This is a genomic window from Chloracidobacterium sp., assembly GCA_025057975.1.
In the GTDB taxonomy this organism is placed as follows: Bacteria; Acidobacteriota; Blastocatellia; order Chloracidobacteriales; family Chloracidobacteriaceae; genus Chloracidobacterium.
Map to the genome: position 1 here is coordinate 1 of JANWUV010000015.1, position 13,365 is coordinate 13,365.

Here is a 13,365-nt window from a genome sequence, read left to right on the forward strand (position 1 = left end):
AGTGAGCCGCGGCGCAGCGCCACGCGCGTCAGCCCGCCCGGCAACACGAAGATGTCCTCGCCGTAGAGGATGTACGGACAGCGCAGGTTGTCCTCTGGAACATAGATTTGGCCGTGCTGACCGCGCACCAAGTCAGTCCCGGTGATGTGGCACCAGACGCCGCGCGGCGGTCGCAGCCCTCGGCAGGCTTCTAGGTAACTCGGACTGTTGAGAATGAGGTTGGGCGGCGGTACGCCGTCCTTGAGGATGCGCTGCTCGCCGTACACGTCGGCGAGGAAGGCATTGAGCGCGCGGATGCGTTGCCGAAACCAACCTCGACCCACGCCATTGGGCATGGGTTTGTTTACCGTTCAAAAACAAAGCGAGGGGAAAACGGGCCTGAGTCCACCTTAGAGAGCTTTGCCTGTTTGTGTCAGCCAACCATAGCCAACAGCCGGAAGAACATCCAGCCTGCCGCCTGTGACCGTGAATGAAGGGTCTCCCGCCGGTTGGGTTGCTTTCCAGTCAGGCACGGCGCCGGCATGTGGCGGTGTCGGGCAATGACGGCAAGCACGGCGGATAAGGCCGCGCCGTCTGCGCCTTGCCGGTCAGGGATGACGTTGCGCCGACCAACAAGACGGTAGGAGGACATTTGCCTAGAAAATGCGCTAAATCGAATAACCCGGCGAGCGACGTTTGATGTCGAGGATGATGGCGAAGATCATGCCCATAATCAAAATGAAGTGGCTAATCCCACCTAAAGCATTCGCAAAGGCTACGGTCAGCACCCAAAAGACGAGCAACGGTACGTAGGTCAACAGGGCGTAGATAATCGCCATCCGCCAACTGATTTCTTTCCAGTTCATGGCGAACCTCTGGCCGGCCGAAACCTGGCCGGCATCTTCAGTTGAGGTCGATTCCGGGAACGCGACGCCAATGTAGCCCCAGCCCTTCGAAACGACTGTTTTTTGCAGCACAATGCTGACCAAAGCTTCACCAACCGCGTATGATTGGCCACCGGTCAACCACCCGACCGCCGGCGACCACCCAATAGTGGTCATGCTGCGCAGCAGTCAGGCAGGAGTGGTTTGGCACAATCTGCAACCGCGCGCCGACCGCTAGTTGGTCGAGTAGTGTGCGGTCCGCCACCGGAATTCGGCCATGTTCTTGTGAAACGGTGGCCACCCGCAGACCCAGCGGACGGCCTTCCAGATCGCCGACCAAGCCATAGCCGTTGTCGGGAAAGAAATCCTCTGCACCGATGTCCTTTGACAAAGCAATCGCGCCGGCGTCCACCACAACCTTGTCTGCACCGCGATGGACAACGGCGGTCAGCACAGTCAGCGCGCAGTCGTCCAACGCGCAGACGCCGCATTGAGCTTGGAAAGCGTCAAAAAACACGTAGTTGCCCGGCCGCACTTCAAAGTTGGGGGGCAGCGGAGCGTCTAGCGCCATGACGGTCGGCGTCGAGCCGATACTGATGCAAGGAACATCAAAACCGCGTCGCTCCAGCTCGGCGGCGGCTTCCTGCAGGCGGTCGCGCTCAAGCTTCGCAATCGTTCGTCGTTCCGCCGCTGACCGTGCGGCGTAGGCCTGCCCGGCATGCGTCAGTACACCGGCCAACGTTAGCCGCTTCGCCGACGCGACGGCGCGCGCCACATCCGCGATGCGCATCGCGGCGTCAAACGGTAGTCCCGTCCGACCATCGCCGCAGTCAATCTCGATCAACACATCCAGCGCAACACCCGCCTCCGCAGCCGCCACCGACAGACGCGGTGGAAGGTCGGGATTATCGGTGATGACGGTCAGCCGCCGGACGCGCCGCGCCAGTTCGCATACCCGCGCGAATTTACCCGGCTCCAACGGTACAGCGTAGAGCAAATCCATGAAGCCGGCCTCGGCAAAAGCGAAGCCTTCCGCTAAGGTCGAAATCGTCACGCCGCCAAACCAACCTGCCACCTGCCGTCGGGCAATCGGTACACACTTGTGCGTTTTGATGTGCGGACGCAACCGCGCCCCCAAGCCAGCGACATGGGCGCTCATGCGCGCAATATTGCGCGTCAGGCGCTCAAGGTCGAGGATGAGCGCCGGCGTCGGAACGGCAAGCAAATCCGGCGGAAGGTCAGGCAAGTTGGCGACCGTCACAAGTCAATCCGCAGGCGCAATTCGCGCAACTGAGCCGGTTCAACAACATTCGGCGCGTCACACATCAAATCCGTTGCGTGCGCTGTCTTCGGGAACGCAATCACATCGCGGATCGAGTCCGCCCCAGCCAGCAGCATCACCAGCCGATCCAGCCCCAAGGCAATGCCTCCGTGCGGCGGCGTGCCGTAGGTCAGCGCGTCAAGGAAAAAGCCGAAGCGTTGCCGCGCGTCCTGCTCGCTGAAGCCGAGCACATCAAAGACCTTCCGCTGCACGTCTGCCCGGTGGATGCGAATCGAGCCGCCGCCGATCTCCACGCCGTTGAGCACCAAATCGTACGCTTGCGCCCGCACCCGTCCCCACTGTTCCGGTCCCGCCTCCAGCAGCGGCACATCTTCCTCGCAAGGAGCCGTAAAGGGGTGGTGCATGGCGTACCAGCGGCGCTCGTTCGGGTCAAACTCAAACATTGGGAAGTCCGTCACCCAGAGAAACGCAAACCGGTTCGGGTCGAAGAGCCGTTCGCGTTTGGCGATTTCCACCCGCAGCGCCCCTAGACTCGCTGCAACAACCGGCTGCGACCCCGCGACAATGAACACCATATCGCCGACCTGCGCGCCTGTCGCACAAGCAATGGTTTGGGCGGTCTCCTCACCAAGCGCCTTCACCAGCGGCGACTGCACTCCTTCGGCTAAAACTTTGAGATAACCTAGCCCACCCGCCTTGTAGTCCTTGCGCAACCGGTCGGTGAAATCATCGAGAACCTTCCGGCTATAGTCAGCCTTTCCGGGCGCGACAATCGCCTTCACACAACCGCCGGACGCCAGCGCCGTTTGATAAGGTGGGAAGTCTACCGCGCGGACGACCTCGGAGATATCCTGCAACTCCATGCCAAAACGAATGTCAGGCTTGTCCGAACCAAAACGGCGCATGGCTTCGTCATACGTCAAACGCGGCAGCGGCAGCGCCACGTCAATGCCACGCAGTTTGGCGAGTTCCGCCATCAAACCCTCTATGACGGCGAACAACTCCTCGGTTTGCGGGAAGGACATTTCCACGTCGAGCTGTGTGAATTCCGGTTGCCGGTCGGCGCGCAGGTCCTCGTCGCGGAAGCAGCGGGCGATTTGGTAGTACCGGTCGCAGCCGCCGATCATCAACAACTGCTTGAAAAGCTGTGGCGACTGCGGTAGCGCAAAGAAATTTCCCGGATGCACCCGGCTGGGCACAATGAAGTCCCGTGCGCCCTCTGGCGTTGAGCGAATCAGAAACGGTGTTTCCACCTCCAGAAAGCCGTGACGCTCCATCCAGCGGCGGATGGTCGCCGTCACTTGCGCCCGCAGGCGCAGGTTGGCCTGCATGGTCGGCCGGCGCAGGTCCAAATAGCGGTATTTGAGCCGTACGTCTTCGCCAGCCAAGGTTGGGGCCTTTTCCTCATCCAGCGGCAACGGCGGCGTCTGGGCGTCGTTGAGAATGCGCAGTTCGTCGGCGTGGATTTCAATCTCACCAGTCGCCATTTTGGGATTGACGGCCTCCGGCGCACGGCGCACCACAACGCCTCGTACGGCGATAACGTATTCCGTCCGCAGCGGTCGCGCCTTGGCGTATGCCGCGCCGTCGCCGCGCGTGCTGTCAAACACCACTTGAACGAACCCGCTGTAGTCACGCAAATCCACAAACGTCGCCGTGGCATGGTCGCGCCGGCGGCCAACCCAGCCCATCAGCGTCACTGTTTGCCCAACGTCGGCGACGCGCAACACACCATTCAGATGCGTCCGCCGCCAGTCTCCGAGATGGTCAAGTTCAACCATGAGTTATCCTTCGCCGCTCTGGGCGAGCAATTTCGCCACCAATGCCGTCCAGCCGGTCTGGTGGCTAGCGCCCAGTCCCGCGCCAGTATCGCCGTGGAAGTACTCGTAAAACAACACGAGATCGCGCCAATGCGGATCAGTGTCAAAGCGTTCCATGCCCGGATGGCGGTACACCGGACGACGGCCGTCCTGATCTCTGAGAAAAATCCGTGACAATCGTCGCGATAGTTCCACCGCGACTTCCCACAGGGTCATTAGGCGGCCCGAACCCGTCGGACACTCTACTTTGAAACTGTCGCCGTAGAAGCGATGAAACTTTTGAAGTGATTCAATGATGAGAAAATTCAAAGGAAACCAAATCGGGCCACGCCAGTTGGAGTTACCGCCGAACATCGGAATGGAAGACTCCGCTGGGTCGTAATCCACGCGGTATTCCTGCCCAGCTACATGCAAGACGTATGGGTTGTGCAAGTGATAACGCGACAACGACCGCACGCCGTAGGGCGACAGAAACTCATTTTCGTCGAGCATGACGCGCAGAATGCGCCGCAACTGCGCGGTATTCGGCAATGAAAGCAACTGTTGGACGACATTCCCTTGGTCGTCCACCGAGACGATACTGTTGACGAGTTCAGGCCGGTTGCGCACGAACCAGTCCATCCGCCGCCGAAAGCCGGGTAGTGGCTCTAGCCACCAGCTCTCCATCATCTGCACGGCGAAGAGCGGAATCAGACCCACCATCGAACGAACGCGCAGCTGCAACCGACGCCCATCCGGGAACGCCACCGCGTCGTAGTAAAAGCCGTCCTTTTCGTCCCACAACGAGCCGCCTTCAATGTCTTCACGATGGCTGAGGGCGTCGGCGATGTACAGGAAATGCTCGTAAAACTTGCTCGCCACGTCTTCATACACAATGTCGTGGCGGGCGAGTTCGAGGGCGATGGCGAGCATGTTCAGACAATACATCCCCATCCAGCTTGTGGCGTCAGATTGTTGGAGTGTCCCACCGGTAGGCAATTGAGCACTCCGATCAAAGACGCCGATGTTGTCCAGCCCGAGAAAGCCGCCCTCAAAGATGTTGCTGCCGTCGGCGTCCTTGCGGTTGATCCACCAGGTGAAGTTCAAAAGCAGCTTGTGAAAGATGCGCTCCAGAAACGCTGTATCGCCTTTGCCGGTGCGTTTTTTCTCGATTTTATAGACGCGCCACGCAGCCCAAGCGTGCACCGGCGGGTTTACGTCGTCAAACGACCACTCATACGCCGGAAGCTGCCCGTTGGGGTGCATGTACCACTCGCGTAGCATCAGAATGAGTTGTTGCTTGGCGAAATCGCTGTCCACCAGCGCCAACGGCACGCAGTGAAAGGCTAAATCCCACGAGGCGAACCACGGGTATTCCCACTTGTCCGGCATGGAGATCACATCTTCGCAGTGCAGGTGCAGCCAGTTGCGGTTGCGCCCACGCCGACGCGACGCGGGCGGCGGCGGCTGAAGCGGGTCGCCGGTTAACCAGCGATCCACTTCGTAGGCGTAAAACTGCTTCGTCCAGAGCAGTCCCGCGAACGCCTGCCGCATCACGTTTTTGGCGTCGTCGGAAAGGGTTTCTGGAATGCGCGTCGCGTAAAATTCGTCGGCCTCGGCCTGCCGTACCGCCATAACGCGCACAGCAGGTCCGAACGGCTCACCGCGCAGGGTGTCGGGATCAAAGTTGCATAGCCGCAGCCATAGCGTCGTCGCTGCGCCGCCCGCGAGGTCGAAGTGATAATGGGCGGCGGCTTTTGTCCCGACAAGCGCTGGATTGACGGCGTGCGTCCGGCCGTTGACGAGGTATTCGTTGATGCCGTCTTTGACATAGGGCGTGCGGTTCGGTACGCCGTAGAGCCGCTCCAAGTTGGTTTCGTTCTCCGTGAAAAGCAACGCCGGACTATCAGCGCAATAGAGCCAGCGTTTACCAAGCATTGGGTGATCGCATGCCATGACGCGCGTTCGGCCAAGGTCTTGAATTTGCCGAATGTAAGGTTTTTCACCCTGCATTGGCGCCCATGACCAAGTGTTCCGAAACCAGAGCGTCGGCAGCACATGAATCGGCGCGCGGTCCGGGCCGCGGTTGACGACAGTGATGCGGATCACGATGTCGTCCACATCGGCTTTCGCGTATTCCACGAACACGTCAAAGTAGCGGTCACCATCAAAGACGCCCGTGTCCAGCAGCTCGTATTCTGGTTCGCGCCGCGAGCGCACGCGCCCGAAGTGCACCAACTCTTCGTAGGGAAACCGCGCCTGCGGGTATTTGTACAGCCACTTCATGTAGCTGTGGGTCGGCGTCGAATCGAGGTAAAAGTAGTACTCCTTGACATCCTCGCCGTGGTTGCCCTGCGGGCCGGTCAGGCCGAACAGACGTTCCTTCAAGTGTGGATCGCGTTCATTCCACAACGCCAGCGCAAAGCACAGGATTTGCCGCCGATCGCAGATGCCGGCCAGGCCGTCTTCGCCCCAGCGGTAGGCCTTGGAGCGACTGTGTTCATAGGGGAAATACCGCCAAGCGTCGCCGTGCGGGCTGTAGTCCTCACGGACGGTACCCCACGCACGCTCGCTTACGTAGGGTCCCCAGCGTTTCCAGTGTTTTGTTCGCGCAGCCGATTCTTCCAAACGGATTTCTTCAGCAGTCGGCATAGAAGCGGAAAAGTCGCCGTCGGGGGTGGGCATGCGTTATGCCGAGGCAGAAGCTATCACCAGGTCCGCGCCAGAAAAAGCCGCCTCATACAAAGAGCTTGGCGCGCCGATTCCCCGGTTCGCGCCGAAGCGCCGCCTCAAGCGCCTCGGCGACGACATCGCGATGGTACTCATGAACCAAAAACACCTCACGTTCTTGGTGATCTTGGGACAACCGGACGCTGAGCGGCTCGCCATCGCTGTCGAGGCGGATGTCACAGACGCGCACATTCTCTACTTCAGCAAGCGTTGCGCCCGTTGCTTGGCGGAACAACTCGCGGGGATCGTCGCCAGTCATCCGACCAGCCGCAGCGTCGGCTGATAGGGCCTCTGTGCTGGTGCCGCCCGCCGCTGGCTTCATCGGCGGTAGGACAACCTGTGGGTGCCGCCGGCGCCGCCGCCGGCGCCGCCGCCAAGACGCTTGTGAGAGTCCGAGGACAAAGCCGCCGATGCCGCCGACCAACCAGAGCAGCGGTGCATTGTTCTCGCCGATATAGCTTTGTAGGGGATAACCGGCGACAACCGCGCCGCCGACGCCCAACGCCGCCCCTCCCACACAGAAAGCCAGAGCCTTGCCAAGTGTTCTAAGACGCATGACCACGACTCACTTCATCGAAGTCAGTCGGGTAAACTCCCGCACGGCGCGTACGGCGCAATCTTCAATGGAGACGCCCTCAAAATAGTTTCCGATCAGGAAAAGCGGCGTCCCGGCGAGCGTGGCGTCCAAGCTCTCAATCAGCGCCGCGTGGCCGACTCTGGGGGACGGGAGAACATTCGTCCGAAAAACCGCTTCAACGATGTCCGTCCGCGCGACGCCAAGCGCATCGGCGATGCGTCGCAGCTTGCCTTCCGCGTCAAGTTTGCCCGGCTTAAAGTGAAATGCAAAACCACGCCATGTCGGATCCGGTAGTACATCGCGTGACACTGCTGAATAGAACAAATCATCCCGCGCAATCAAGCCGGCGACCGGCGGCACCTTGACGGCCGCGCGCGGCACAAGAACGCCGACCGTCTCGATGGTTTCAACGCGAATCCGTGACAGTTTTTCCGACACCGACGGAAAGGCGTGACGCAGAAGTTGCGCGGCGACGTTCGCCGGCGTCGCCAGCACCAGCAGCCGCGCCTGATAGGTCTCCCCGGCGGCCGTCGTCACCTCAAATCCTGCCTCGGCGCGTTCGACGCCGACGACTTCGCGGCTGGTCGCCAGCGTCACCCCCGGCTGGGCAAGAGCGGTCGTAATGATGCTTTGTAAGCCGTTCGGCAGGGTGTAGGTGCGCCGTACGTCGGTGCGGCGGGGCCGTTTTTTGAACAGCATGTCGGCTGGCAAATCATCCGCCGTTTGGCACATCACGGCATTGAACGCGGGCGACAGCACATCGCTGTAGTTTTTCGCACCCAGCAGCCGGCTGTAGTACTCGGCAACGCTCAAACCGGTTTTCTTTGTGCGCAACCCCAACGGCAACCGCCATATCGCTTCTAAAAAGTGAAGCTGCGACACAACAGGCTTGACCTGATTCGCCACCAAAAACTTGAAGCCAACCTTGGCGCGCGGCCGCAATTCCTTGAGCAGTCCGCACTCCTCGATGACCGACAGCAGCGTGCCGTAGCTGTTATAACAGGTGTGCGCGCCCAGTTCCGTCCAGAAACCGCCGCCTTTGGCGAAGCGGTGTGACCGTAACGCGCCGCCGGGTTCGGTGTCTTTTTCCAAAACGGTGACGGCCAGGCCGACGCGCGCACAGCGGTGGGCGAACGTCGCGCCGGCGACGCCGCCTCCAATGACAAGCACCGACGCGCTGTTCACAACTCGGCCTCAACCGAATGGCAGCGGATAGTCAAGTCGTCGTCCGTCAACGTGACCGTCGCTCGCCCACCTTTGGTCAGAGCGCCAAAGAGAATCTCGTTGGCTAGCGGCTGCTTGATTTTCTCGTGAATGAGCCGCCCCATCGGACGCGCGCCATACTTAGGATCGAAGCCCTTTTTCGCCAGCCACTCAACGGCCGCGTCGCTGACTTCGAGCGTCACCTGCTTGTCGGCGAGTTGTCTCCGCACCTCGTCAAGGAACTTCAGGACGACTCGCCGGATGTTTTCAAACGACAGCGGCTCGAACACAATCCATGCGTCCAAGCGGTTGCGGAACTCCGGCGCAAAGGTTCGCTCGACAGCCTGCTTGGTGCGGTTGCCGCCGGTTTCCTTGTTGAACCCAATCGCGGCGGCGCTCATTTCCTTGGCGCCGGCGTTGGTCGTCATAATCAGGATGACGTTGCGGAAATCGGCCTTTTTGCCGTTGTTGTCGGTCAGGGTGGCGCTGTCCATGACCTGCAGCAGGAGGTTGAACACGTCGGGGTGGGCTTTCTCGATCTCATCGAGAACGACGACGGAGTACGGATGTTTGTTGACGGCGTCGGTCAGTAACCCACCCTGATCAAACCCGACGTAGCCCGGCGGCGCCCCGATGAGCCGCGACACGGTGTGTTTTTCCATGTACTCGCTCATGTCGAAGCGCAGGAAAGCTACGCCCAGCACGTTCGCCAGCTGTTTGGCTAGTTCGGTTTTGCCGACGCCGGTCGGCCCAGAGAACAAGAAGCAGCCGACGGGTTTCGTCGGACTACCCAGCCCGGCGCGGGAAATCTTGATGGCGTTGACGACCTGCTCAATGGCTTTGTCCTGACCGTAAATGACCGCCTTGAGATCGGCTTCAAGGGTTTTCATCCGGTCACGTTCGGCGGCGGAAACCGACTTGGCCGGCACACGCGCAATCTTGGCTACAATCGCCTCGATGTGGTGTGTGTCAACCGTCTTGGGACGTTGCTCCGGCGGCAGCAACCGCAGCGCCGCGCCAGCTTCGTCCATGACGTCAATTGCTTTGTCGGGCAGACACCGATCTGTAATGTGTTTGGCCGCCAACTCGGCGGCTGCCCGCAGCGCCTCCGGCGTATAGGTCACGCCGTGGTGCTGTTCGTAGGCGGCCTTGAGGCCGGCCAAAATCTGCTCGGCTTCGTCCACCGTCGGTTCGCCGACTTCGATCTTTTGAAACCGGCGTGCTAGCGCCCGGTCGCGCTCGAACGACTGCTTGTATTCCTGGTGTGTCGTTGAACCAATGCAGCGCAGTTCGCCCGCCGCCAGCGCCGGCTTGAGGATGTTGGCGGCGTCCATAGTACCGCCGTTGACCGCGCCGGCCCCGACAATGGTATGGATTTCGTCAATGAACAGGATGGCGTTCGGACGCTTCTTAAGCGCGGCAATGACCTGTTTGAGCCGTTGCTCGAAGTCGCCGCGATAGCGCGTTCCGGCCAGCAGCGCGCCCATGTCGAGTGCGTACACTTCGGCGTTCTTGAGCAGGTCGGGTACGTCGCCGGTGTGAATTTTCATCGCCAAGCCTTCCGCAATGGCCGTCTTGCCGACGCCCGGATCGCCGATGAAGATCGGGTTGTTTTTTCGCCGCCGGCACAGCACTTGAATCGTGCGTTCCAATTCGGCTTGGCGACCAATGAGGGGATCAATGAGACCTTGCGCAGCGCGCTTGACCAAATTGACGGTGTAGGTTTCCAACGGGTCGCGCGCCGGCGCCGGCGCTTCGCCGCCGTCCACGTCGGCGGGTTCTTCGTTGGTCGCCTTGGCAATGCCATGCGAAATGTAGTTGAGCACGTCCAGTCGTTCGATACCCTGCCGTTTGAGTAGATAGACGGCGTAGGAGTGCTCCTCGGCGTACATCGCGGCTAAAATGTTGCCGCCGTCTATCTTGCGTTGTTCGGCGGCCTGCGCCTGCGCATAAGCGCGTTCCAACACGCGCTGGAATGCCGCCGTTTGCTCGGGTGGGCTGGGCGGCCGGCCCGCCGGCCGTTTCACCGAGGTGAGGCGTTCCGTGAAAAACCGTTCGAGATCGCGGCGTAGCGCGTCAAGGTTGCCGCCGCAGGCGCGGATCACGTCGGCGGAAGTTGGGTCGTCAAGCAGGGCATACAGGACGTGCTCGAGTGTGAGGTATTCGTGACCACGCGCCATCGCTTCGTTGACGGCCGCGGTCAGCGCGGTTTGCAGGTCTTTGGTAAACATTGCAGGCATAGGCATGGCAAACGACCGCTGAGCTGGAAAAGTGCGAGTCGCGTTCAGGCCAAACGGCCCGAACGCCGGACTGAGAGCATAAAACGCCACTTGGGACGGTAAAAAGTCATCCGCGCTTGCGCCGTCAAGCGGGTGGTTCGCTTACTCGGCCGGCTCAATTGTACACAGAAGCGGAAACTCGTTGGCGCGCGCAAGCTGGATGGTCTGCATCATTTTGGTTTCGGCGATTTCATACGGGTAGACGCCTGCGACGCCGACGCCCCGGCGATGCACGTTGAGCATGATGCGCGTCGCCTCGCTTTCCGAGTGGTGGAAAATGTGTTGGAGGACGTACACCACAAACGGCATCGTCGTGTAGTCGTCGTTGTGGAGCAAAACGCGATACATCGGCGGCTCTTTCGTTGTCGTTCGTTCTTCGACAAGCAGCTCTTCGTCGCGATCCGGCACAGGGTTCGGCATAAGCAATCATCCCAACTGGATTGACTCGATGTTCGCTTTGGATGGCTTAAACGGCGGGGCGGTGTTCGACCCCGGTCGTGCACAACCGCATGCGCCGCAGCTACTGGAGGAAGACAGGATTCGGCATGCAGCGCGCCACCAGCGGTACAACAGAAATCCAGTCGCCAAGCTGACAGCGCTCATGGTGATCCAATACTGCATTGCACGCTCCTTTCTCGGCGGTCGCTTTGCTTTGCATTCTAGCGCAATACTAGCGCAACCAGAGGCATTCGTTGCAACGACGTCTACCTTTTTCGGTCACCTAAACTTTCGGTTTGCTTGCCACTTTTCACGGCGCGCGTAGAGCTGCCCCCAGCTCGCTAAAGTGCGCAGGCAAACCGACAGACGGCTTGCGCCTTTTCTACCTTCACCTTTGCGTTTGTTTCCTCTCCTGTACGCCCCCCATGCGGCGACGCGCGGACGTGATGCGGTGGCGGGCTGTGTTTGCTAACGTACCGACGTGCGTCACGTTCAACCCAAGCGAAACCAGGGCGCGTCAATGTTGGAGGTTTCGCTTCGCCCGTGGTGGTCATGTCTGCTCTGACGTTGGATGTTCCGGTTCTGTCGCGCGCGCTTTCGCTCGGCGACAATCTACGTCACTTGCGCCGCTTCATTGTCGTTTCCGCGGCGCTCCTCCCCTTTCTGGTGAGTTTCCTGCGCGACCGGCGGCGCTGGATCAAGTGGGGCGCGCCGCGCGTCCTGACAGATGAGCAACATGCCCGCCGGGCGAAGAAGTTGGTGGACACGTTTGCTCGGCTGGGACCGTCTTATATCAAGCTGTCACAAATTCTGGCAGTGCGCGAAGACCTTGTCCCGAAGGTTTACGCGCGCGAATTCGCCCGGCTTCTCGACCAAACCCCGGCGGCGGGGATGGACTATGTCCGTGAAGTCATTCGCCGCCGGACGGGCAAATCCCCGGATGAGCTGTTCAGTGACTTCGACCCTAACGCCATCGCTTCAGCTTCCATCGGGCAGGTTCACCGGGCGCGGTACAAGGGCGTGGATGTCGTCGTCAAGATTCGGCGGCCGAATGTAGTCGAAACCATCATGCTTGACAACGCCATTCTTGGGACACTGCTGGAGTGGCTGCGTCCGTTTTTTGGCGAACACTATCTGTATCGCGGCTTCGAGGTGTTGTTCGCCGAGTACAAGCGGATTGTCGTCGGCGAGTTGGATTTTCGTATTGAAGCGCAAAACGCCGAACGGCTGCGCGCCCAGCAGCCGCGCCATCCACGGCTGGTCATCCCGGAAATCGCCCACGAACTAACACACGAAGATTTGCTGGTGATGGAATTTTGCGAGGGCGTCCGCATTGACGCCGTGGAGACCATCCGCAGCTACGGGCTGGATTTGGGCGAACTAGTCGAAGCCCTGCTTGAAATCGTGTTTTCACAGCTTTTGGTTCACGGCTTCTTTCACGCCGACCCGCATCCGGGCAACATCCTGATCAATCGGCGCGGGGACATCATTCTGCTTGACTACGGCATGGTGGATGAACTCGATCCGGTGACGCGCGACCGCTTTCTGGGGTTGATTCTGGCGGCAAACGCCAATCAGTACGACGAGGTCGTCGCCAAGCTGTACGAGTTGGGCATGGTTGATCCCGACACGCCGGCGGAGCAACTGACGTACGTCACGGAGACCATCATGAACTTGCGGCACCTGGCGCGGACGCATCAGCGGCAGGTGCAAATGGCGGTCGAGCAGCTTTTTGAGAAGACGCGCATTTTGCACCATCTGCGAATGCCCCGGCAGATGGTGTATTTGCTTCGCATGGCGACGCTAATTGAGGGTGTGGCGATTCGTTTCGACAACAACTTCGACAGCATTCGGGACGCCGTACCCATTGCCAAGCGTGTTGGTTTTAGGCTCATTGCCCGCATTGTCCCGGCGGCGACCGCCCTGCGTTATGCGGCTGAAGTGTTCGCCGAGCGTTTTGACGCCTATCTCAGCCGCGTCATGCAGCGCAAAAAAGTTTCCTACGCCAAGGACTTCGTTCGTCGCATGTGGCAGGGCGGAACCGCTACACCAGCTTCGGGACAAACGCCGCGTCTGACGTTGCCTTCCTAAAAAAGGCGCCGCCCTCGCCGTACAAATCGTCGTCGAATATGGCAACGCGCCTCCGTGAAAGGGCGTCAACGCTTGTCGTCCGCCGGCGATGTTTGAACGCCCC

11 protein-coding genes are annotated in these 13,365 nt (G+C 60.4%); 1 reads left to right on the forward strand and 10 read right to left on the reverse strand.

The features are described from left to right. The 10 genes from NZ585_12600 to clpS all read right to left on the reverse strand — a co-directional run. Positions 1–335 (reverse strand): circularly permuted type 2 ATP-grasp protein (locus NZ585_12600; GenBank protein ID MCS7080871.1); only part of this gene is annotated, 335 nt, incomplete at its 3' end. Positions 336–412: 77 nt separating this feature from the next. Next, positions 413–631: a hypothetical protein gene (locus tag NZ585_12605; GenBank protein MCS7080872.1), complete on the reverse strand. Its 219-nt coding sequence runs from the start codon at positions 629–631 to the stop codon at positions 413–415. A 16-nt stretch (positions 632–647) separates the two neighbouring features. Further along, positions 648–845, reverse strand: a complete 198-nt coding sequence (locus tag NZ585_12610; protein MCS7080873.1) for a hypothetical protein — start codon at positions 843–845, stop codon at positions 648–650. Between the two features lie 127 nt (positions 846–972). Next, complete coding sequence (locus NZ585_12615; GenBank protein MCS7080874.1) at positions 973–2,124, reverse strand: alanine racemase; 1,152 nt, start codon at positions 2,122–2,124, stop codon at positions 973–975. Next, on the reverse strand, positions 2,121–3,926 hold the full coding sequence (aspS, locus tag NZ585_12620; GenBank protein ID MCS7080875.1) for an aspartate--tRNA ligase: 1,806 nt from the start codon (positions 3,924–3,926) through the stop codon (positions 2,121–2,123). The genes NZ585_12615 and aspS overlap by 4 nt, the downstream gene beginning before the upstream one ends. A gap of 3 nt (positions 3,927–3,929) precedes the next feature. Next, on the reverse strand, positions 3,930–6,629 hold the full coding sequence (locus NZ585_12625; protein ID MCS7080876.1) for a glucosidase: 2,700 nt from the start codon (positions 6,627–6,629) through the stop codon (positions 3,930–3,932). Positions 6,630–6,681: 52 nt separating this feature from the next. Continuing rightward, positions 6,682–7,230, reverse strand: coding sequence for a hypothetical protein (locus tag NZ585_12630; protein ID MCS7080877.1), 549 nt, complete (start codon positions 7,228–7,230; stop codon positions 6,682–6,684). A gap of 9 nt (positions 7,231–7,239) precedes the next feature. Further along, positions 7,240–8,436: an FAD-dependent oxidoreductase gene (locus NZ585_12635; GenBank protein ID MCS7080878.1), complete on the reverse strand. Its 1,197-nt coding sequence runs from the start codon at positions 8,434–8,436 to the stop codon at positions 7,240–7,242. Then, a complete protein-coding gene (gene clpA, locus NZ585_12640) occupies positions 8,433–10,700 on the reverse strand; it encodes an ATP-dependent Clp protease ATP-binding subunit ClpA (protein MCS7080879.1) in 2,268 nt (755 codons plus the stop codon). The genes NZ585_12635 and clpA overlap by 4 nt, the downstream gene beginning before the upstream one ends. 135 nt (positions 10,701–10,835) lie before the next feature. Next, the gene (clpS, locus tag NZ585_12645; GenBank protein MCS7080880.1) at positions 10,836–11,153 is read right to left on the reverse strand and encodes an ATP-dependent Clp protease adapter ClpS; all 318 of its coding nucleotides are present in this window, start codon (positions 11,151–11,153) and stop codon (positions 10,836–10,838) included. A 570-nt stretch (positions 11,154–11,723) separates the two neighbouring features. Between clpS and NZ585_12650 the strand changes: the two genes are divergently transcribed. Then, on the forward strand, positions 11,724–13,262 hold the full coding sequence (locus NZ585_12650; GenBank protein MCS7080881.1) for an AarF/UbiB family protein: 1,539 nt from the start codon (positions 11,724–11,726) through the stop codon (positions 13,260–13,262). The last annotated feature ends 103 nt before the right edge of the window (positions 13,263–13,365 follow it).

Coding starts and splice junctions, on each gene's coding strand:
- NZ585_12605 (MCS7080872.1), bottom strand. CDS start 631: ATGTCCTCCTACCGTCTTGTTGGTCGGCGCAACGTCATCCCTGACCGG.
- NZ585_12610 (MCS7080873.1), bottom strand. CDS start 845: ATGAACTGGAAAGAAATCAGTTGGCGGATGGCGATTATCTACGCCCTG.
- aspS (MCS7080875.1), bottom strand. CDS start 3,926: ATGGTTGAACTTGACCATCTCGGAGACTGGCGGCGGACGCATCTGAAT.
- NZ585_12625 (MCS7080876.1), bottom strand. CDS start 6,629: ATGCCCACCCCCGACGGCGACTTTTCCGCTTCTATGCCGACTGCTGAA.
- NZ585_12630 (MCS7080877.1), bottom strand. CDS start 7,230: ATGCGTCTTAGAACACTTGGCAAGGCTCTGGCTTTCTGTGTGGGAGGG.
- clpA (MCS7080879.1), bottom strand. CDS start 10,700: ATGCCTATGCCTGCAATGTTTACCAAAGACCTGCAAACCGCGCTGACC.
- clpS (MCS7080880.1), bottom strand. CDS start 11,153: ATGCCGAACCCTGTGCCGGATCGCGACGAAGAGCTGCTTGTCGAAGAA.
- NZ585_12650 (MCS7080881.1), top strand. CDS start 11,724: ATGTCTGCTCTGACGTTGGATGTTCCGGTTCTGTCGCGCGCGCTTTCG.